This is a genomic window from Chitinimonas violaceus, from assembly GCF_052601015.1.
The window spans coordinates 64,587-84,691 of the sequence record NZ_JBQXDJ010000016.1; the positions used below are offsets into that span (position 1 = coordinate 64,587).

Annotated in this window: 20 protein-coding genes and 3 tRNA genes; 9 read left to right on the forward strand and 14 right to left on the reverse strand. The window is 54.5% G+C overall.

Annotation, left to right across the window (positions count from 1 at the left end):
• Positions 1 to 10 precede the first annotated feature (10 nt).
• The 14 genes from ACUHMQ_RS07950 to coaBC form a co-directional block, all read right to left on the reverse strand.
• On the reverse strand, positions 11 to 949 hold the full coding sequence (locus ACUHMQ_RS07950; RefSeq protein ID WP_445294922.1) for an ABC transporter permease: 939 nt from the start codon (positions 947 to 949) through the stop codon (positions 11 to 13).
• A gap of 5 nt (positions 950 to 954) precedes the next feature.
• On the reverse strand, positions 955 to 2,940 hold the full coding sequence (locus ACUHMQ_RS07955; RefSeq protein WP_445294923.1) for a M3 family metallopeptidase: 1,986 nt from the start codon (positions 2,938 to 2,940) through the stop codon (positions 955 to 957).
• 35 nt (positions 2,941 to 2,975) lie between these two features.
• Entirely contained in the window at positions 2,976 to 4,778 is a 1,803-nt protein-coding gene (locus ACUHMQ_RS07960) for an ABC transporter substrate-binding protein (protein ID WP_445294924.1), read from the reverse strand.
• Positions 4,779 to 4,963: 185 nt separating this feature from the next.
• Positions 4,964 to 5,371 (reverse strand): ExbD/TolR family protein, encoded by a 408-nt coding sequence (locus tag ACUHMQ_RS07965; RefSeq protein ID WP_445294925.1) that lies wholly within the window; start codon positions 5,369 to 5,371, stop codon positions 4,964 to 4,966.
• Between the two features lie 38 nt (positions 5,372 to 5,409).
• Entirely contained in the window at positions 5,410 to 5,838 is a 429-nt protein-coding gene (locus tag ACUHMQ_RS07970) for an ExbD/TolR family protein (protein ID WP_445294926.1), read from the reverse strand.
• 3 nt (positions 5,839 to 5,841) lie between these two features.
• Positions 5,842 to 6,714 carry a MotA/TolQ/ExbB proton channel family protein gene (locus ACUHMQ_RS07975; protein ID WP_445294927.1) on the reverse strand — a complete coding sequence of 291 codons (873 nt, stop codon included), beginning with the start codon at positions 6,712 to 6,714 and terminating at the stop codon, positions 5,842 to 5,844.
• A gap of 91 nt (positions 6,715 to 6,805) precedes the next feature.
• Positions 6,806 to 7,438, reverse strand: coding sequence for a hypothetical protein (locus ACUHMQ_RS07980; protein WP_445294928.1), 633 nt, complete (start codon positions 7,436 to 7,438; stop codon positions 6,806 to 6,808).
• Between the two features lie 680 nt (positions 7,439 to 8,118).
• Positions 8,119 to 8,195: transfer RNA gene (locus ACUHMQ_RS07985), tRNA-Arg, on the reverse strand.
• Between the two features lie 25 nt (positions 8,196 to 8,220).
• A tRNA-Arg gene (locus ACUHMQ_RS07990) sits at positions 8,221 to 8,297 on the reverse strand.
• A gap of 25 nt (positions 8,298 to 8,322) precedes the next feature.
• A tRNA-Ser gene (locus tag ACUHMQ_RS07995) sits at positions 8,323 to 8,416 on the reverse strand.
• A 49-nt stretch (positions 8,417 to 8,465) separates the two neighbouring features.
• Complete coding sequence (locus ACUHMQ_RS08000) at positions 8,466 to 9,692, reverse strand: aspartate kinase (RefSeq protein WP_445294929.1); 1,227 nt, start codon at positions 9,690 to 9,692, stop codon at positions 8,466 to 8,468.
• A 162-nt stretch (positions 9,693 to 9,854) separates the two neighbouring features.
• On the reverse strand, positions 9,855 to 10,481 hold the full coding sequence (locus ACUHMQ_RS08005) for a DedA family protein (RefSeq protein ID WP_445294930.1): 627 nt from the start codon (positions 10,479 to 10,481) through the stop codon (positions 9,855 to 9,857).
• A gap of 338 nt (positions 10,482 to 10,819) precedes the next feature.
• Positions 10,820 to 11,269 carry a dUTP diphosphatase gene (gene dut, locus ACUHMQ_RS08010; RefSeq protein WP_445294931.1) on the reverse strand — a complete coding sequence of 150 codons (450 nt, stop codon included), beginning with the start codon at positions 11,267 to 11,269 and terminating at the stop codon, positions 10,820 to 10,822.
• On the reverse strand, positions 11,266 to 12,462 hold the full coding sequence (coaBC, locus tag ACUHMQ_RS08015) for a bifunctional phosphopantothenoylcysteine decarboxylase/phosphopantothenate--cysteine ligase CoaBC (RefSeq protein ID WP_445294932.1): 1,197 nt from the start codon (positions 12,460 to 12,462) through the stop codon (positions 11,266 to 11,268). Before coaBC ends, dut begins: the two co-directional genes overlap by 4 nt.
• A gap of 86 nt (positions 12,463 to 12,548) precedes the next feature.
• On the opposite strand from coaBC, the gene radC reads away from it, so the two are divergent.
• From radC to ACUHMQ_RS08060, 9 genes are all read left to right on the forward strand, one after another.
• Positions 12,549 to 13,226 (forward strand): RadC family protein, encoded by a 678-nt coding sequence (radC, locus tag ACUHMQ_RS08020; RefSeq protein ID WP_445294933.1) that lies wholly within the window; start codon positions 12,549 to 12,551, stop codon positions 13,224 to 13,226.
• Between the two features lie 139 nt (positions 13,227 to 13,365).
• Positions 13,366 to 14,391: an SPM autocatalytic domain-containing protein gene (locus ACUHMQ_RS08025; protein ID WP_445294934.1), complete on the forward strand. Its 1,026-nt coding sequence runs from the start codon at positions 13,366 to 13,368 to the stop codon at positions 14,389 to 14,391.
• 186 nt (positions 14,392 to 14,577) lie between these two features.
• Entirely contained in the window at positions 14,578 to 15,843 is a 1,266-nt protein-coding gene (locus tag ACUHMQ_RS08030) for a branched-chain amino acid ABC transporter substrate-binding protein (RefSeq protein ID WP_445294935.1), read from the forward strand.
• Positions 15,844 to 16,040: 197 nt separating this feature from the next.
• Positions 16,041 to 16,970 carry a branched-chain amino acid ABC transporter permease gene (locus tag ACUHMQ_RS08035; protein WP_445294936.1) on the forward strand — a complete coding sequence of 310 codons (930 nt, stop codon included), beginning with the start codon at positions 16,041 to 16,043 and terminating at the stop codon, positions 16,968 to 16,970.
• Between the two features lie 17 nt (positions 16,971 to 16,987).
• The gene (locus ACUHMQ_RS08040) at positions 16,988 to 18,136 is read left to right on the forward strand and encodes an ABC transporter permease subunit (protein WP_445294937.1); all 1,149 of its coding nucleotides are present in this window, start codon (positions 16,988 to 16,990) and stop codon (positions 18,134 to 18,136) included.
• Complete coding sequence (locus ACUHMQ_RS08045; protein ID WP_445294938.1) at positions 18,129 to 18,914, forward strand: ABC transporter ATP-binding protein; 786 nt, start codon at positions 18,129 to 18,131, stop codon at positions 18,912 to 18,914. Before ACUHMQ_RS08040 ends, ACUHMQ_RS08045 begins: the two co-directional genes overlap by 8 nt.
• A gap of 8 nt (positions 18,915 to 18,922) precedes the next feature.
• Positions 18,923 to 19,648: an ABC transporter ATP-binding protein gene (locus tag ACUHMQ_RS08050; RefSeq protein WP_445294939.1), complete on the forward strand. Its 726-nt coding sequence runs from the start codon at positions 18,923 to 18,925 to the stop codon at positions 19,646 to 19,648.
• 63 nt (positions 19,649 to 19,711) lie between these two features.
• The gene (locus tag ACUHMQ_RS08055; RefSeq protein WP_445294940.1) at positions 19,712 to 19,900 is read left to right on the forward strand and encodes a hypothetical protein; all 189 of its coding nucleotides are present in this window, start codon (positions 19,712 to 19,714) and stop codon (positions 19,898 to 19,900) included.
• Positions 19,901 to 19,962: 62 nt separating this feature from the next.
• The coding region (locus ACUHMQ_RS08060) for a transposase (protein WP_445294942.1) at positions 19,963 to 20,105 on the forward strand (143 nt) is incomplete at its 3' end.

The following is a 20,105-nucleotide window of genomic DNA, read 5'->3' on the forward strand; positions in this document are numbered from 1 at the left end:
CGCTGTCTTCTCACTTCAGTTCAACGCGCGGATCGAGCGCTTTGTACAAGAGGTCAACCACCAGGTTGATCACCATCGTCAGAATCACAATCGAGATTGTGATTGCCTTGATAACAGGAAAGTCGCTGCGCATGACCGACTCGACAATTTCCTGTCCCAGGCCAGGGATGGAAAACACTTTTTCGATGAGGAAGGAACCCACGAAGAGCTGCGGCACCTGCATGGCCATATAGGTAGCAATAGGAATGGCGGCATTGCGCAGTACATGGACAAACATTACACGATGCTCGCCGGCTCCCTTGGCACGAGCGGTACGGGTGTAATCCTGATTGGTTTCCTCCACGATGAAGGAACGATAAAGACGCAGACTTGGCGCAACCGACACCGCCAGCAAGAGCATCACCGGTAACGGTGCGTAGCGGGTCACATTCATCCAGAAACTGTCGCTCCAGCCAAGTACCGGGAACAGATCCAGCTTGAAACCCAAGGTGTACTGGCCAACCACCACATACAGCAGCAGTGAAATCGACATCGCAGCGGTACAGATACCCATAATGGCACGGTCGGTCAACGAGCCGCGCTTATAGGCAACCGCCATGGCCAGCGAAACCGCAATGACCGCATCCAGCAGCCACACCTGCAGCATGATGGTCATGCTGACCGGTGCGCGATGGGCAATCAGATGAGAGACTGGTTCATTGGTACTCCAGCTGTTACCAAAATCAAAGGTAATGACCTGCTTGAAGAAGAACCACAACTGAACCCACCAGGGTTGATCCAGGCCCAGTGAGGCGCGGATCGCGGCAATCTTTTCCGGGTCCTGAATCTTACCGACCAGGATATTGGCAGGGTCACCGCCAAACATATTGAACAATATGAATAATAGCAGGATGGCCCCAATCACGGTCGGGATCATCTGCAAGACGCGGCGGACGATGAAAGCGAACATGATGTCTAGCCTCCGGTTGCCGCGGTACGGCCGGTAATTTCACGGAAAAAGGCATCCGAATTGGGTTCACGCCCAAGGAACTGGCGGACCAGGTCCATTTCAGGAATCTGCGAGCCGTTCTGCAGCACAGTCTGGCGGAATCGCATTCCCACCTCGGGGCTCATCACATTGCTGCCAAAAGCGGAACGCATATCCAGGGCCAGTACTTCCGACCACATGTAACCGTAATACCCCGCAGCATAACCACCGACAATGTGGCCAAAGGCACCGGGGAATTCCGTCCCCTTCACATAACCCAAAGCAGTGGCACCTTCCATCCGCTGCCACAAGGCTTGCGGCTTTTGCGGAATCGGCCCGGCCAGCGCCATGTCATACGCAGCATAGAGCCATTGCCGTGCATACTTGGTGCCTTGGCCAAACAGGCGGGCGGCGTTCATCTTCTCAATCAATGCCATATCGATAGGCTGGCAGCTTGAGCAGACCTCGTTCCACAATGCCAAGGAAGCGGGGTTACGTGCCCACTCCTCGTACATCTGCGAAGGCGCTTCGACAAAATCACGCTTGGTATTGGTGCCGGCATTAAGACTGTAGCGGGTTCGGCTCAGCACACCATGCATGATGTGGCCGAATTCGTGAAAGAGCGTCTCCAGCTCTTCCTGGTCAAAGCCCTTGCGATTGAAGTTCGTCACCAGAACCGAAACCGGCGTCGTACCTGCTAAAGCGCTGGCCTGGCGCACCGAGAACGCTGCGGCATGCTTGTATTTGCCATCGCGCGGATACAGATCCATGTAGAAGCTGGACAGATATTCGCCATTGGCTTTGTCGTACACATCGTAGCCCTTCACATCCTCATGCCAGACTGGCAGCTTGGCATTGGGACGAAACTCCACGTTGTACAGACGGCTGGTCACCGCCATCATCCAGTCCACAGTTGGCGCAGAGGGGAATTGCGCCCGTACCATGTCCTGGTCGACCAGATACTTGGCTTTTTGCAAACGCCGCTCGTAGAACATCTGGTCCCAGCGTTCGAGCTTGGCCTTGGGGTCGCCGGTAAAGGCAACCTTTTCCGCGGTCAGTTCAGCCAGCTCGCGCTTTTCTACCGAACCCACCTGATCTTTCACCTTGGCGAGGAAATCGAGCACAACCTGTGGTTTGCCCACCATATTGTTGCGGGTAGCCCAAGCGGCATAGGATGGATAGCCCAGCAAGGTAGCCAGCTGCTTACGTATCTGCACCACCTCCTGCAGAATAGCGAGGTTCTTGCTGCCACCGCGCCGTGTATACGCATATTGCATACGCTCGCGGGTCTCCCCACGCTCTGCGCCTTCTATCACCGGCAGGTATTCGGGGTAATCGAAACCAACCAGATAATTCCCTTTGTCATCGCGCTTGAAGCTGGCCAGCGCATCCGCAGAAACACCCTTGAGTTCCTCGGCGGTAAAGCTCAGCTTTTGCTTGTTCTCGCGCACATTGCGGGCAAAATCCTGCTGCAACTTATCCAACCGGCTGAAGAGCTTCGCGGCTTGCTTGCGCTTGGCCGGCGGCAGGTTCACACCCTTGTCTTCGAATTCCGCCAACACCTGCTTGAGGGTTTCGGCATCGATCACATCAGCAGGCTTCACTGCCTTGAAACGTGCATAGAGCGCACTACTTTGCATGATGCGGTTCAGCTCAGCAGAAGCTTTCAGCTCACAGGCTTCTTCTGCCTGGCGCACTTTCTCATCAGGATGTACATTGGCAATCATCCCGCCACCCCAGCTGAACTCGGCGAATTCACCTGCCGTCTTACTCCAGGGAGCAAGCACAGTTTGAACACTGACTTCATTGAGCGGCAGTTTTTCGAGTGCCGTCACATCAGTATTCAGTTTGGCAATGGCTTGGGTACACAGGTTCGGTATATCGGCAGCGGCAGAAATGCGTATTTCACCACGCTCACCAGCCCATGCTGCGCTTGATAAGGCAGCCAGGACGAGCAATGAAAGCTTTTTCACAAGGGATCTCCGGAAAAGGAAGCTGGAAAGACAGATCAGCGGCCAGTCATGCTGCGGCGCATGTCCTGGTCATAGTCGTAGTACTGCCAATACTCCTTGCTGCTCGGGTGCGGTCGGTAGCCAATCATCCACGGCTGAGCGATATGCGAGAACAAAGCATGGTTGGTCAGAATCCACGGAGCCTGTACCGCCACAATCTTGCTCATCCGGATCAGCTTGGCATTGCGCTCGGCACTGGGTGGCATCGATGCAATCTGCTCGTACAGCTGGTCGTATTCCTTATTCTTGAAACGTGCTTCATTCACCGGACCGGCATTCGGGCCGTACAGCAATTGCATGAAATTCTCGGCATCGGGGTAGTCAAGGTTCCAGCCCCCAAAACTCATCATGAATTGGCCTGCCTGGCGTTGCTTGACCAGATCAGAGAAGGTTTTCTTGTCCATCTTGAGACGGATGCCCAGCGAACTCATCAACTTCTGCAACATCTCGTCGTAGTCGCGTGTGTCGCGATTGCTCTGATCCAGATAGGTGATCAAGAGCGGCTTGCACCCTGGCGCTTCGCGAAAACCGTCTTTATCGCAGTCCTTATAGCCGTACTTATCGAGGATGGCGTTGCCATAGGCAGGATCAAGACGATAGATGCTGTTACGGTAGTGCTCGTCATACCCCTCAACTTCCGGGCCGATAGGCGTCTGGGCAGGCATGGCTTGCCCTTGCTTGACGATATTGACCTCCCACTGCTGGTCGTAGGCATAGGAGATAGCGCGACGTAAACCTATCTTTTCCGGGGTGTAGCCGCCAACAATCGGGTCTTCCATATTGAACATGTGCCAATAGGTATTGCCCTGTGCCTCGCGGTAGAACTGCAGTTTACGGTCCTGATACTTCGGCAGCAGTGCACCATTGGGGGCAACCATACGTGCATAGGCGGTGCCCATTTCCTGCATCACATCAAGCTGCTTACTATCGAACGCCAGCCAGGCAGCCTGCGGCACTTCGATCACACGGATATCAATCACACCAATCCGTGGAAATGTCTTTCCTGCAAGCTGGGCGGCGATATGCTCATCCACCTTGACGCCAGCTGGCGGGGTGTAGGTAATCCCACGGAAGTTCGGGTTGACCTCCAGCACAATATGATTACGCCGTTGCCACTCACGTAAACGGTAAGGGCCAGTCCCGACAGGATGGCCATCGAACTCATCACCATATGCCTCGACCGCTTCCCTTGGTACAGCGCCTGTTGCCGGCGAACCCATCATCTGCGGGATAAGGTAGTCGGGCCGGGTCAGGTTGACCTGAAAGGTATACCGGTCAACCGCCTTGAAGCCCTCAATCGGCTTATCGTAATCAAACTTGCCGGTACGTTTGGCATCCGCAATTTTTTCATCAAGGCCGATGATCTTGCCCTTGAACAGGAAGTCCCATGGTGCGCCACGATTATTCTGGTCAACGAGCCGCTGCAACGAATAAACATAGTCCTGCGCGACAAGCTCCCGTTTCTTCCCCTTGAATACGGGGTCGTCTGAGAAATAAATCCCCGGCCGGACCTTGAAGGTATAACGACGGCCCCCTTCGCTTACTTCTGGCATGGCTTCGGCTGAGCCCGGCACCAGCATTTGCGGCCGTGCTAGGTAGTCGTAACTCAGCAGGGTTTCATAGATGGACTTGAAGATTTCGACAGAACCGGTATCCGAATATTTGGCTGGGTCAAAGCCGGTTTCTGTACCACGCAAATAAGCGTAGAGGGTCTTGTTCATATCCGCCGCAGGGGCGTTGGCTGAGGCAAACGCCGAGACAACAAGACAGGCAAGGCTCGCAAACGTAGCAAATTTCATGATCTTGATTTGCACCGAAAACAACGTTGATTAACTCGCAATCATTCCCTGCCCCGTGTTTTTCATGCGATCAGCACGAAAACACAAGGTAGTCAGAATGGCTGCGACACGGACGCGATCATGTATAGGGAATAAAAAAAGCGACGACACGCCAACGCCTGCCGCCGCTTTTTACTCCCTGATACCTACTCTACCAAGCCGAACTTGGTGACACCGGTACGCTGCGCCGCAGCCATCACAGTGGCAACCGCGCGATAAGGTGTTCCTTTGCGTGGCTTGACATGCACTTCAGGCTGATTGGCATCGGCCGCGTACTGGCGGAAGATGTTTTCCAGTGCGTCCTTGCCCGTCACTACCGTGCCATCCACGTAAACCACACCGGCTTCGTCAATATCCACCTTATGCACCACCGGTTCTGTCAGTGGCGGCGGCGGATTGCCAACCGGGTTGTCCGTCTCGATCGAATGCAACTGCACCGGAATGGTGATGATCAACATGATCAACAGCACCAACATCACGTCAATCAACGGCGTAGTGTTCATTTCCGCCATGACTTCCGGTTCACCCGAACTGCTACCAGAGCCAACATTCATGCCCATGGCACACCTCTCACTTTGTCAAACCGATCAAATCAGCCGCGGGGTGGCGGCTCGACAATGAAACCAACCTTCTGGATAGCGGCGCGCTTACACGCCCGTACGACCCATTGGACCGACTCATAATTCGCATCCATATCGCCACGGATTTGAATCTTGGGCTGAGGCACCTTTTGGGAAACCTCTTCGATCAGACGCGCAGTCAGCGCCTTCTCATCCTCGATCGCCGACTGGTTCCAATAGACGATACCGGCCTTGTCGATGGACAGGTTGACGTTGATCGGCGTGGTTTCATTCGGCTTATTGGTTTCAATAGGCAATTTGACCGGCACGATATGCGCAGCAACCGGAATGGTGATCAGAAAGATGATCAACAACACCAGCATCACGTCCACGAGCGGGGTGGTATTGATTGCCGATACCACCTCGTCGTCGCCGGACTCACTTCCGACGTTCATTCCCATGGCTTAGCCCCGCTTTGTGGCCTGCGAACCGCCCAGCACGACGCTGTGCAGGTCGGCACCGAAGGCACGCACCTGCTCCATGCCAGACTTATTGCGACGTACCAACCAGTTGTAACCAAGCACAGCCGGCACAGCAACAGCCAGACCGATCGCCGTCATGATCAGCGATTCGCCCACCGGGCCTGCCACCTTGTCGATGGAAGCCTGACCGGACATACCGATCGACACCAGCGCGTGGTAAATACCCCAAACTGTACCGAACAGACCAATGAACGGCGCAGTGGAACCCACTGTAGCCAGGAATGCGAGGCCATCCTGCAAGCGGTTCTGCACGTTTTCCATGGCGCGTTGGATGGACATCGTCACCCAGGTGTTACGGTCGATCTGCTCCAGCAGCGCACCTTCATGATGCTCGCTGGCATTGACAGCGCTTTCAGCAATGTAACGGAACGCGCTGCCATCTTGCAGGGTCTCAACACCAGACTTGACGGAACCGGCACCCCAGAAGGACTCACGTGCGGCACGGGCTTGGCGCATCAGTTTGCTTTGTTCCCACAGCTTGGTGACCAGGATGTACCAGGTACCCATGGACATGATGATCATGATGACCAAGGTACCCTTGGCGACAAAGTCACCTTGCTGCCACAGCGCTTCCAGGCCATATGGGTTCTCTACTGCAATTTTCGTCTCGCCGGGTACAGCAGGCGCCGCAGGAGGAGCCGGAGGGGTAGCAGCAGCCGGCGCCGCTTCGGCAGCAGGCGTAGCCTGCACCGCCTCATCAGCATGAGCCACTTGTGAAACAAACAGGGTTGCCATTGGAGCGGCAACGAGGGTAATTGCCGCGACAATAGCGGACAGACGATTTGCTACAGACATGATCCTTCCAGCTCCTTAGCTAGGTTGGCTCGATAAAGCCGACGATGAGTAAGTCCAAGTCGAGATGCCCACGGCTTCCCGACCGGAAACATTAATCTTGCAGTTTGAAAGAGAACGGCACCAATACCTGGACTTCATGTCCCGGCGGTGTCGAACACTTGAAGCGGCGAACCGCATTCCGCGCCAAAGCTGCAACTGCAGAATTCGTAGATGACTTGATAGACACGGTACCGATTTCACACGCTGCCCCAACCGTCATTAACAGCGTGACCTCTGCAGTTTGAATCTGTTCCTTGTCGGCAACCACCGAAAATTTATCACTCAACCCTTCAGCCACTTCTGCGTAATTGGAAAACACAGCACGGGCACTGACCGGTGCAGCCACCGCAGGCGTGGGAACCGGCGGCGCAGGCGGTGGTGGCGGTGTATCAGGCGGCGCCTCGTGACTCACCGCTGTCGGTGCGTTCACAGCTGTGGCTGGTGCCTGCACCACAACCTCTGGCGGTGGCACATAGGCTGGGGGTGGCGGTGGAAGTTTCACCTCAGGCGGTGGAGGGGGAAGCGGTTTCTCCTCTGGTGGAGGTGGGGGCGGCTCATCGATGAGCTTAGTTTCCAGCGGTTTTTGGATTACCTCGACCACTTTACGTGCCAGACCATTGACCAATCCGTAAACGACCAATAAGTGCAGAAGAACCACAAAACCGATACCTAGCAGATGCTTCATCGGTTTCCTCTGCTGCTGCGCAAAATCCATGTTTTACCCTCTACACCTGCCGATGGTAAGGCAGGATTTAGCAATATCCACAAATGGGCGGATTGCGCCACACTTGCCATTCAAAATCAAACGAAGCGTGCTGCAAGCAATCTGACAAGCACAACGTCGACTTCTAGTCTTTGCAAAGACGCCACCGAGCCCCTAAAGACAGCAAGGGCCACGATAATGCCCTGGGGATCGACCTCTGCAAAACCACTTCAAAACACGCTGCATCGCACAGAAACCAACCACAAAAAACCTTGGGCGCCACCCATGCCAACAACAATGTCCGCATAGCAAATACGCCGGGAAATACTGCGAGCGAGGATACCAAGAAATACGGGATATGCTGCTGCAAAAAAACATACAGCGTTACCTTATTCGCTTATTTGCAACACATACCCCAGACGTGACAAAGGCCACAGAAGTGGCCTTGGCAATTTGCTGCTTAACTAAGACGAAATAGGTCTCAAACACTGGTCCATCCTGGACTTGCGACAAATTCTCATCGAAATCCAAGCTAGGCTGAAACGTCGCGGATGCTAAGCACAAAAGCGCGACCAACTTCGCCTCGATTGCATGTTCGCAACATGCTTTACATATGCCAGACGCAACAAAGGCCACTTACGTGGCCTTTGTCATTTTAAATCTGGCGCGCCCGAAGAGATTCGAACTCCTGACCCCTTGGTTCGTAGCCAAGTACTCTATCCAGCTGAGCTACGGGCGCTGATTTTTGCTAAGTGATTTCAAAGTGGCGCGCCCGAAGAGATTCGAACTCCTGACCCCTTGGTTCGTAGCCAAGTACTCTATCCAGCTGAGCTACGGGCGCACTTTGAAACAACTAAAACGGCTCTTGGCGGAGAAGGAGGGATTCGAACCCTCGATACAGGTTTGTGCCCGTATGCTCCCTTAGCAGGGGAGTGCCTTCGACCACTCGGCCACTTCTCCGTCTCAAGAGGACGCGAACTATAATGAAGTCCGCGCCCCCCGTCAAGCATCAATTCTCTTGATCTAATCCAAATGCCTTATGAAGTACGCGAACCGCCAATTCCAGATACTTCTCATCCAGCACAACCGAGATTTTGATCTCGGAAGTTGAAATCATCTGAATATTGATTCCTTCTTCTGCCAGGGTACGGAACATGGCTGAAGCAATGCCTACGTGCGAACGCATGCCGACGCCTACGACCGAGACCTTGCAGATCTTGTCGTCGCCAGAGATGTTCTTCGCACCGATATGCCCCTGTACCCCTTCCAGAATGGCGACAGCCGCCTGGTAATCATTACGGGGAACGGTAAAGGAGAAGTCGGTATGCCCTTCCACGCCGACATTCTGAATAATCATGTCGACATCGATATTGGCATCCGCGATCGGACCCAGTATCTGATACGCAATACCGGGTTTGTCAGGCACACCAGTGACATTGATGCGCGCTTCATCGCGATTAAAGGCTATGCCGGAAATGATGGCCTTTTCCATATTGTCTTCTTCCTCGAATGTAATCAGGGTGCCATCACCTTCCTCCTGGAAGCTCGACAACACACGCAACTTGACCTTGTACTTGCCGGCGAATTCCACCGATCGTATCTGCAAAACCTTGGAGCCCAGGCTCGCCATTTCGAGCATTTCCTCGAAAGTGACCGTTTTCAGACGACGCGCTTCCGGAACAACACGTGGGTCGGTGGTATAGACGCCATCCACATCGGTGTAGATCTGGCACTCATCCGCCCGCAGCGCAGCCGCCAAAGCCACGCCTGTGGTATCCGAGCCACCACGCCCCAGTGTCGTGATGTTTCCATCCGGGTCAATCCCCTGGAAACCCGCTACCACCACCACACGCCCCGCTTTCAGCTCTTCCCGCATCGCCACATCGTCGATATGCTGAATACGCGCCTTGGTGTGCGCGTTGTCAGTCAGTATCTTGACCTGCCCGCCGGTATAGCTTTTCGAATCCAGGCCGATATCCTTCAACGCCATAGCCAGCAGGCCGATAGTGACCTGCTCACCCGTCGAGACAATGACATCAAGCTCACGGGGATCAGGCTTGGCTTGAATCTCTTTGGCCAACGCGATGAGTCGATTGGTTTCGCCACTCATGGCCGACACGACAACCACAATATCGTGGCCCTGAGCTTTATAGCGCGCGATGCGGCGGGCGACATTCTTGATTCGCTCAGGCGAACCCATCGATGTGCCGCCATATTTCTGGACGATCAGTGCCATGCACTTCCCTCTGGCAGATGGATAAAAGAAACAGAATCTAATAGAAAGCGCCCTGTTAAAACAAGGCGCTGGTGAAATACTCGATTGGCCGCTTCAAGCTTAAGCATAAACGCGAGCTGGCGATTCTGCCGGACAGGTGCGTAACACACCCGCAAACTCAATCTACTCGTCGTGCTTGTTAGCCTGCGCAGCCCGGCGGCGCTTGAAATAGCCTACCAACAGAATAAGCGCGACAACCGCAATGGCGATCAGGATGCCAACCTGGCCCCGACTGATCCACTTAAGCAGCCACTCACGGTTGAAAGCACCGAAATAACCAAGGTAAACCCAGGCCGGCACGCTGATCAATGCGGCAAAACCATCCAGCAACAGGAAACGCCAGAACGGCACCCGGCGCGTCATGCCCGCAGTAAGGAAAATAGCGGATCGCAAACCAGGCAGGAACCGGGCAATAAACATCAGCCGGCTGCCATAGCGCGCAAACTTGTCCTGTACAGCACAGTAACGGGCCGGTGTAAGCAACTTGGATACAAACCGCCAGGCAAGCACCTTCTCGCCGAACAAACGCCCAATGGTGAACATGGTCGCATCACCAATCAGTACACCTGCCATGCCCACAAGGAACATCACATGCACGTCGGCATAGCCCAAGCCAGCGATTACGCCACCTGCCACCAAACTTACATCTTCTGGAATGGGAACACCGAAGCCGCAAATAAGCAGCACGGTGAACACAGCGATATAGCCGTAGTCCGTAAACAGGCTCAAAAGGATGGTGAGAAAATCCATCAGCCGCTTGCTATAGAAATGGGGTCGCCATATTAGCACAGGGTTTTTCAGACCCTGTTACCGAGATCACCAATTCATTTGGGATAAATTGGATTGAACCCCGGCCACTTAATATGAAAGACGAAACCCAGTGGTGGCATAAAGTTCGAACTGGTCACGTACCGCACACCGCAATGGCGTACAACCCATCCAACCACTCGCGAACCAGTACGCAACAAGACGAAAGCAACAGAAGAAATCGAACTTATAAAACTGTAATGCATAGAGAGATTGGGGCTGCTCTCGAGATTGCAATCACTGAAACAAACCTTTAACAAACCCCAAATCGTGGCTGCTAACTAGTGCTTGCCGGTACTGCCAAACCCGCCTGCACCACGTTCACTCTGCTCGAAAGTATCTACTACATTGAAGCCCAGCTGCAGTACAGGCACAACGACCAATTGAGCAATCCGCTCCAAAGGCTGGATCATGAAGGGCTCTACCCCTCTATTCCAGACCGATACAAAGATCTGCCCCTGGTAGTCCGAGTCGATCAAGCCAACCAGATTCCCCAGCACAATCCCATGCTTATGTCCCAATCCCGAGCGGGGCAGAATCATCGCAGCCAAGCCCGGGTCGCCCAGGTGCATGGCGATACCGGTTGGAATCAATACCGTGGCACCAGGCACCAGGGAAAGCGAAGCATCCAGACAAGCGCGTAAATCCAAACCTGCGGACCCGGACGTAGCATAACCGGGGGGTTGCCCCTTCAAACGTTCATCAAGAATGCGGATATCAATTTTTTTCATGGCTTAGGGTGGTACTCACGATAAAGTTTGGCAGTATGCCGGATGATCGCGCGGGCAATATCAAGCTTGGATGCCCGCGGCAATTTGTGCTGGCCATGGTCGTCCAGCAAGTAGACTTCGTTATCGTCGGCGCCAATAGCTGACTGCACCTGATTGGCTACCAACAGCGGTATTTTCTTTCGGCGACGCTTCTGCTCGCCATACTCGAGCAGGTTTTCGCTTTCCGCAGCAAAACCCACACAGAAAGGTGGCTCCGCCAAGCCGGCCACATTGGCCAGAATGTCTGGGTTCGGTGCAAGCTCCAAGGTCAGGATGTTCGCGCCTTTCTTGATTTTCTGCTCGGAGGGGTTCAACACGTGGTAGTCAGCAACGGCTGCAACACTGATAAATACATCGGTTCTCGGGACCTCCGCATTCACTGCCGCCAGCATATCCTGCGTGCTGACCACATCAACCCGCTTCACGCCAGCCGGTGTCACCAACGCGGTAGGTCCGGCAACCAAGGTCACTTCCGCCCCGCTCTCGGCTGCCGCACGGGCTATGGCAAAACCCATCTTGCCGGAGCTGCTGTTTGTAATACCGCGTACAGCGTCGATACGTTCAAAGGTAGGCCCTGCCGTCAGCAAGACTTTAACCCCCGCCATGAATTTCTGCTGGAACGAAGCTACGACATGGTCGAACAAGGCTTCCGGTTCCAACATCCGGCCAAAGCCGGTTTCACCACAAGCCTGCTCGCCTACATCCGGTCCAAGCACGGTGACACCATCCTGCCTTAACAGCGCCACATTGCGCTGATTCGGCGGGTTCTCCCACATCTGCCGGTTCATAGCCGGCGCCACCATCAAGGGGCAGTCACGTGCGGTGCATAAAGTGGAAAGCAGATCATTCGCGGCCCCCTGTGCCAATTTGAACAGGAAATCCGCAGACGCTGGCGCAATCAGAATCAGATCTGCTTCGCGGCCAAGATCGATATGCGCCATATGGTTGTCGATCCGGTTATCCCACAGATCGGTAAACACAGGCCTTCCCGATAAAGCCTGGAAAGTGGCGGGGGCAACAAAGTGCGTGGCCGCCTCACTCATCACCACTTGTACGTCGTAGCCAGCTTTAACGAACAACCGGGTCAGCTCCGCTGATTTATAGGCAGCCACGCCACCGGTCACACCAAGCAGAATACGTTTCGGGCGGCTCATTGCTTCGCCTCAGACATGAAAATTCCTTTGCAATTGGGTACTCGCCGTCGAAAGTGTAAAGCATTGCCCCAAGCCTCCCAAACGCTATGCCTATTCCAAACTGGCCTGCCGACGAGCGTCCGCGTGAGAAACTACTCAGCCGCGGGGCCGCGAGCCTTTCCGACGCTGAACTCCTTGCGATCTTCCTACGCGTAGGATTACCCGGCAAAAGCGCTGTCGACCTGGCGCGGGACCTCCTGCGGCACTTTGGCTCCCTTAACCGGTTGTTCCATGCCCCTCAAGCAGACTTCACCCAATTTGCCGGCATGGGAGACGCTAAGTTCGCCCAACTCCAGGCAGTATTGGAAATGAGTCGGCGCGCATTGCACGAAGAACTGCGTCAACCGCCAACGATGAATCAACCTGCCGCTGTTCGCGACTACTTACGGCTATGGCTGGGTGGCGAAACACGCGAAACCTTTGGCGTGCTCTTTCTGGACACACAACACCGCTTACTGGCTGCAGAAATACTCTTTCAAGGCACACTAAACCAAGCCACGGTTCATCCGCGTGAACTCGCACGCCGTGCGCTAGCCTTGAATGCTGCGGCATTGATCGTGGCGCACAATCACCCTTCCGGCATTGCCGAACCCAGCACAGCCGATATCTCGCTGACTACCCAGTTGAGTCACGCCCTGGCACTAATTGATATACGCCTGCTTGATCACTTTGTTGTTACACCCAACGAAGCTGTCTCGCTCGCCGAGCGTGGACATCTACCTTGAAATACTCATGACAGACCGTTGACGGGTATAAGCAATTCAAATCATAAAGTTGACTCTCCAAACGCCGATATTAGCGTTAAGGCCTGCTCACGATTAGTAGGTTCCTTATAAGGCCAAGACAGGTGGCCAGGAGAAGAACATGAAAATCCAGCAATCCCAGGTCCAACTGGCCGGGCAGCGTACTGCTGCGCACGAACATCGCGTTCAAGAAAAATTACATGTGGAAGTACGCGTCGAACCGCCCCGAGAAAACACACCTGATAGCGTGACACTTTCCCCCGATGCACTTGCCGCTCAGCAACACGACAATCTGCTCGACCTGCGTAGCCAGCTCCTGAATCACCCACTCTGGAGACTGATTCAAGAACTCATCAAGAAACTGACCGGACAGGAGATCGATATCAACGACATCGTGCCCATTGGCAGTCCAGCCCCCGACATGACCCCTTCCTCGCCACCAGCACAGTCGCAAGCCGCGACACCACCACAGATCACGTGGCAAATTGAACATGAGTATCAGGAAGAACGTCGCGAAACAGAAGCAACCCGCTTTGAGGCCAATGGAACCGCAACCACACAAGATGGTCGACAGTTCAAATTCGATACCGTTCTCAACCTGTACCGGGAATTCACCGAAACAACCAAAACCCGCTTCAGCATTGGCAACCAAGGTACCAAACGCGACCCCCTGGTACTGAATTACAGCACGGCATCGGCCACACTTACACAAGACAAGTTCAACTTTGACCTGGATGCAGATGGCACCGAGGACAACATTTCCTTTGTGAGCGAAGGTAGCGGCTTTCTTGCGCTGGACAAGAACAACGACGGTATCGTCAACGATGGCCAGGAACTCTTCGGCACTCAGAATGGCAACGGCTTCACCGATCTGGCGCGTTATGACGATGATGGCAATGGCTGGATAGACGAGACGGATTCTGTATGGAAGAAACTGTCTCTATGGATACGCGATGCCGACGGTAAAAACAGGCTGCTGGATTTGGCTACCGCTGGCATCGGCGCACTGCACCTGGGATATGCGGATACCGACTTCTCGCTTCGGGATCAAACCAACCGTGAGCATGGCCAGATCAGGCGATCAGGTCTCTATCTTGCGGAAAATGGCCAGTTGGGCACACTACAGCAGGTAGACTTGGTTACTTGAATTATGATGTTGGCGCAAAGCCTGACGATAAGCGGTATTCAAGCCACGCAACACCTGTCCCAGCCTCATTGACAAGCTAGAAAAGTCGGGCGCAATATCCCGGGCGGGTTTTTGCCTGAAAAAGAACCTCCCAACAAGCGGGGTTCTTACTTATTGGAATACCGGTTTTTCAAAAGGGGAATTTAGATGACTTTGGCTCGTTACAGCCTACTAGCCTCCGCCGTTCTGGCGCTCGCCGCCTGCGGCAACAAAGAAGAGACACCCGCGGCAGAAGCTGCTGCGCCAGTCCCCGCCGCCTCCCCTAGCGAAGCTGTTATCAAAATCGGTCACGCAGCACCCTTGACCGGCAACATCGCACACCTGGGCAAGGACAATGAAAACGGCGTCCGCCTGGCGATCGATGAGCTGAACACTGAGAACGTCGAAATCGGTGGCACGAAGGTCAAATTTGAGATGGTTTCGGAAGATGACCAAGCCGACCCGAAAACCGCCACCACAGTGGCGCAGCGTTTTGTAGACGCAAAGGTTGCTGGGGTGATCGGCCACCTGAACTCAGGCACAACCATACCTGCTTCGAAGATTTATTCCGATGCAGGTATTCCCCAAATCTCGCCTTCGGCAACCAACGCAGCTTACACACAACAAGGTTTCAAAACCGCATTCCGTGTGATCGCCAACGATATCGCCCAAGGTGGCGCTTTGGGTGAATTCGCCGCCACCACCCTCAAAGCCAAGAAAGTCGCGATCATCGACGACCGTACCGCTTACGGCCAAGGCTTGGCAGATGAATTTGAGAAAGCCGCCAAAGCGAAGGGCGTAACTGTAGTGGGTCGTGAATTCACGACCAACCAGGCTACCGACTTCATGGCCATCCTGACCACCATCAAGGGTAAGAAGCCAGATGTCATCTTCTACGGTGGTATGGATGCACAAGCCGGCCCACTAACCCAGCAGCTCAAAAAGCTTGGCGTCACCGCCAAGGTAATCGGTGGCGACGGTTTCCAGACCGGTGAGTACATCAAGTTGGCAGGTGACAATGCCGAAGGCCAATACGCCTCGCAACCTGGCATGCCCAAGGACAAGATGCCCGGGTTCGCTGCCTTCAACGAGAAGTACAAAGCCAAGTTCAATACCGAAATCCAGATCTACGCACCATTCACCTATGACGCTACCCGCGTGATGGTTGCCGCCATGAAGAAGGCTGGTTCGTCAGACCCGGCCAAGTACCTGCCCGAAATGGCAAAAACCGACTACGCCGGCGTAACCGGCCCCATCAAGTTTGATGCCAAGGGCGATGTGATCGGCGGTAATGTCACGGTATACCAAGTGAAGAACGGCGTATGGGAAGCCGTTGCCACAGTAGGCGGTGCTGCACCTGCATCTGCTGCAACCTCGGCTGCACCTGCCCCAGCAGATGCCGCAGCCGCCGCACCAGCAGAAGCACCGAAGTAAATCCGAACCAACGGATGAAAGGCGGCATCGGGAGATGCCGCCTTTTTCATTCCGTTTTCCCTAACTACTACAGGTATCAAGCCACAGTCAGAATCCCGCCCGCGCCTAAATATAATATGCACTAGGCGCTCGGGGTTTCGTCTGTTACTGGCAGTACGATTCGCTTTCCCACACGCAACAAGACGGGGAGTCAACGCGTGGATATTTTTATTCAGCAACTCATCAACGGCCTAGTGGTCGGCAGCATTTATGCGCTGATTGCACTGGGCTACACCATGGTTTACGGCATTCTCCAACTGATCAACTTTGCCCATGGTGAAATTGTGATGATGGGCGCCATGATCACCATCTCAGCCATCAGCGTTATCTCAGCCAGCGGCATCGGCCTACCCGGACCGGTTCTCGTCGTTGGCGGATTATTGGTTGCTATCCCAATCACCATGCTGATCGGCTTTATTATCGAGCGTGTCGCGTACCGTCCGCTACGCAAGGCACCTCGGCTTGCCCCACTGATTACTGCAATCGGTATCTCCATCGTACTGCAACAGGTTGCGGTGCTTATCTGGAAAAACAACCCCCGGTCATTCCCTGATTTACTTCCGCACGAACCCCATAATTTCTTTGGTGCCGTCATTACCGACTTGCAAATTGTCATCGTCGCCCTGGCCATACTGATCATGTTGGGACTGCTGGTGATGGTTGAAAAGACCAAGCTCGGTCGCGCCATGCGTGCAGTATCCATGAATCAGGCCGTTGCCAGTTTGATGGGCGTCAACATCAATTATGTGATTTCCATGACCTTTGTCATCGGCTCTGGCCTTGGTGCCGTTGCTGGTGTGATGGTTGGTGCAAATTATGGCCTGGCCTACCCCACCATGGGTTTCATGATTGGCCTCAAAGCCTTTACCGCAGCGGTGCTTGGCGGTATTGGCAACCTGGGCGGCGCAGTAGCCGGCGGCATTCTGCTCGGTATTATCGAAAGCGTCGGTGCGGGGTACCTGGGACCTTTGACCGGCGGTGTGCTGGGTAGCCATTACCAGGATATCTTCGCCTTCATGGTGCTGATCCTCGTGCTGGTCTTCCGACCAAGCGGCCTCTTGGGCGAACGTGTTGCTGAACGCGCCTGATCGGGAGAAATAGAACAATGTTTGCCATCAATAAACAAAACAAGGCCACAGCCTACATCGGTATGGCGATTTTCGCCGTCGTGTTGGCTATCCTACCGTTCCTTATGGGCGCAACCCTGGGCAATACCTGGGTACGCAACCTCGACCTCGCCATGCTTTACATCATGCTGGCATTGGGTCTGAATATTGTGGTGGGTTACGCAGGCCTGCTCGACCTAGGTTATATCGCTTTCTACGCGGTGGGTGCCTATGTATACGCTCTGCTGAATTCGCCGCATCTGGTACCCATGCTGGCTGGTACAGGCTTCGAATGGATCCTGCATATGCCCCTGCTGGTAGTGCTGCCACTGGCAGCGCTGATGGCAGGGTTATTTGGGGTGTTGCTCGGGTCTCCCACCCTGAAGTTGCGTGGTGACTACCTCGCCATCGTAACCTTGGGTTTTGGTGAAATCGTCCGCTTGTTCATGAACAACCTGGATCGTCCCATCAACATTACCAACGGCCCACAAGGCGTAAACCTGATTGAACCGGTGAGCCTGTTTGGTCACAAGTTCTCGCAAGCTATCACCGTATTCGGCATCGAATTCCGCAGCGTCCACCTGTACTACTACCTGTTCCTTGCATTGGCCTTGCTGATCATCGTGGTGTCAATCCGCTTGCAAAGTTCGCGTATCGGTCGGGCATGGGTGGCGATTCGTGAAGACGAGATTGCCGCGCAGGCCATGGGTATCAATACCCGCAATGTAAAGCTGTTGGCATTTGCCATGGGTGCTTCGTTTGGTGGTGTTTCGGGTGCGATGTTTGCCAGCTTCCAGGGTTTTGTCTCTCCCGAGAGCTTCATCCTGATGGAATCCATCGTCGTGCTGGCCATGGTGGTATTGGGTGGTATGGGCCATATCCCCGGTGTAATCCTCGGCGCCGTCTTGTTGTTCCTTACCCCTGAAGTACTGCGTGACGTGGTCAACCCACTACAGGACAAATTGCTGGGTGAACGTGTCGTCAACCCGGAAAACCTGCGCATGTTGTTGTTCGGCTTGGCCCTGATCTTTGTGATGCTGGTCCGGCCGGAAGGATTATGGCCATCCAAACGCCGTAAGGCCGAGTTCCACGAGAAAGACGAAAAGGCAGCTGCTGAAGCGGCTAAAAAGGATTCCGCTCATGGCTAATCAAGAAAAAACTGAGCTGTTGCTGGAGATTTCCGGCATCCACAAGCGTTTTGGCGGCCTGCATGCACTGAGCGATGTTGCCCTATCCATCAACAAGGGCGAAATCTACGGCCTGATCGGCCCGAACGGCGCAGGCAAGACCACACTGTTCAATGTGCTGACTGGACTCTATCAACCTGATGAAGGCAAATTCACCTTCAAGGGCATCGACCTATTCCGCAAGAAGCCCAATGTGGTTGTAGACAGTGGCATCGCCCGTACTTTCCAGAACATCCGCCTGTTCCATAACATGACGGCGCTGGAAAACGTGATGGTGGGCCGCCATGTGCGTACCAAGGCTGGCGTGATTGGCGCCGTGTTCCGCAACAAGGGGACACGTACCGAGGAAGCCGCCATCAAGGCACGGGCTATCGAACTGCTCGACTACGTCGGCATCCGCCAGCATGCTGAAGAGCATGCCAAGAATCTCTCCTATGGCGACCAGCGTCGTTTGGAAATTGCGCGCGCACTGGCTACCGACCCGCAACTGCTTGCGCTGGACGAGCCCGCTGCCGGCATGAACGGCAAGGAAACCGACGACTTGAAGCGCCTGATGGAAAAGGTTCGCACTGACGGCGTCACCATCCTGCTGATCGAACATGATGTGAAATTGATGATGGGCTTGTGCGACCGCATCGCCGTGCTCGACTACGGCAAGAAAATTGCCGAAGGGGTGCCGGAAGTCGTCAAGAACGACCCGCGCGTGATCGAGGCATATCTCGGCGCCACGCCGGATTAAGGAACAGCATGAGCAACAACGACAAGAAACTGCTGGAAGTCAAAGGCCTGCAGGTCGCCTACGGTGGTATTCAGGCGGTCAAGGGCATTGATCTTGAAATCAAGCAAGGCGAACTGGTGGCGCTGATTGGTGCCAATGGCGCCGGCAAGACCACCACGCTGAAAACCCTGGTCGGCATGATCAAACCCGCCGCCGGTACGATTCTTTACGACGGCCAGGATACGTCGCGTATTCCCGTCTATCACTATGTGTCACGGGGTTTGTCCATGGTGCCGGAAGGCCGGGGTATCTTCCCGCGGCTGACGGTGGAAGAAAATCTGCTGATGGGGGCGTACTACCGGAATGACAAGGCTGAGATCCAAAACGATCTGGCCCGCGTCTATACCCTGTTCCCCAGGCTGAAAGAGCGTTTCAAGCAGCTGGCCGGCACCCTGTCTGGCGGTGAACAGCAAATGGTGGCTATGGGCCGTGCCATTCTGGCGCGCCCTAAACTGCTGCTGCTGGATGAACCTTCAATGGGCTTGGCACCGATCATCGTGCAGAAGATCTTCGAAATCATTCGCCAGATCGCCAGCGAAGGCGTCACGATGTTGCTGGTGGAGCAGAACGCCAAACTGGCGCTTAAGACAGCAAGCCGGGGCTATGTGATGGAAAGCGGCAAGATCACTTATGCCGATACAGCAGAAGCCCTGCTAGCCAACGAGAAAGTGCAACACGCCTATCTGGGTGAATAAATCTACCGATGGCAACGGCCCGCAAATGCGGGCCGTTTTTACTTCATACCTGGGAATATAGCTATGTCGATCGTGTTCGGTGCAGTCATCGTCGGTGATGAAATTCTGTCAGGCCGCCGTGCCGATAAACACTTAGCCTTTGTCTCCCAGCACCCTACCCTGCGTTTTTCATCTTTACCCAGTTACGGTAATAACCGCTACGCGCAACCCCATACCGAGTTCTCAGTCAGCGGGGGCCCTGCCATGGGGTAATCCCCCCGGAAAATAGGGGTGTGCAGAAGTAGAATTTTCTCGGATAGAGGGAGTTCTACAAAATGAAGAAATCGAGATTTTCGGACAGCCAAATCATCACCGTGCTTAAGGAGGCAGAGGCTGGCAAGCCAGTCCCAACGCTATGCCGGGAACACGGCATCAGTTCGGCGACGTTCTACAAGTGGCGGGCTAAGTTTGGCGGCAT

Bases quoted from the DNA above. Each gene is read 5' to 3' on its own strand.
- ACUHMQ_RS07950 (WP_445294922.1), bottom strand. From the start codon at position 949: ATGTTCGCTTTCATCGTCCGCCGCGTCTTGCAGATGATCCCGACCGTG.
- ACUHMQ_RS07960 (WP_445294924.1), bottom strand. From the start codon at position 4,778: ATGAAATTTGCTACGTTTGCGAGCCTTGCCTGTCTTGTTGTCTCGGCG.
- ACUHMQ_RS07965 (WP_445294925.1), bottom strand. From the start codon at position 5,371: ATGAATGTTGGCTCTGGTAGCAGTTCGGGTGAACCGGAAGTCATGGCG.
- ACUHMQ_RS07970 (WP_445294926.1), bottom strand. From the start codon at position 5,838: ATGGGAATGAACGTCGGAAGTGAGTCCGGCGACGACGAGGTGGTATCG.
- ACUHMQ_RS07975 (WP_445294927.1), bottom strand. From the start codon at position 6,714: ATGTCTGTAGCAAATCGTCTGTCCGCTATTGTCGCGGCAATTACCCTC.
- ACUHMQ_RS07980 (WP_445294928.1), bottom strand. From the start codon at position 7,438: ATGAAGCATCTGCTAGGTATCGGTTTTGTGGTTCTTCTGCACTTATTG.
- ACUHMQ_RS08000 (WP_445294929.1), bottom strand. From the start codon at position 9,692: ATGGCACTGATCGTCCAGAAATATGGCGGCACATCGATGGGTTCGCCT.
- ACUHMQ_RS08005 (WP_445294930.1), bottom strand. From the start codon at position 10,481: ATGGATTTTCTCACCATCCTTTTGAGCCTGTTTACGGACTACGGCTAT.
- dut (WP_445294931.1), bottom strand. From the start codon at position 11,269: ATGAAAAAAATTGATATCCGCATTCTTGATGAACGTTTGAAGGGGCAA.
- coaBC (WP_445294932.1), bottom strand. From the start codon at position 12,462: ATGAGCCGCCCGAAACGTATTCTGCTTGGTGTGACCGGTGGCGTGGCT.
- radC (WP_445294933.1), top strand. From the start codon at position 12,549: ATGCCTATTCCAAACTGGCCTGCCGACGAGCGTCCGCGTGAGAAACTA.
- ACUHMQ_RS08025 (WP_445294934.1), top strand. From the start codon at position 13,366: ATGAAAATCCAGCAATCCCAGGTCCAACTGGCCGGGCAGCGTACTGCT.
- ACUHMQ_RS08030 (WP_445294935.1), top strand. From the start codon at position 14,578: ATGACTTTGGCTCGTTACAGCCTACTAGCCTCCGCCGTTCTGGCGCTC.
- ACUHMQ_RS08040 (WP_445294937.1), top strand. From the start codon at position 16,988: ATGTTTGCCATCAATAAACAAAACAAGGCCACAGCCTACATCGGTATG.
- ACUHMQ_RS08045 (WP_445294938.1), top strand. From the start codon at position 18,129: ATGGCTAATCAAGAAAAAACTGAGCTGTTGCTGGAGATTTCCGGCATC.
- ACUHMQ_RS08050 (WP_445294939.1), top strand. From the start codon at position 18,923: ATGAGCAACAACGACAAGAAACTGCTGGAAGTCAAAGGCCTGCAGGTC.
- ACUHMQ_RS08055 (WP_445294940.1), top strand. From the start codon at position 19,712: ATGTCGATCGTGTTCGGTGCAGTCATCGTCGGTGATGAAATTCTGTCA.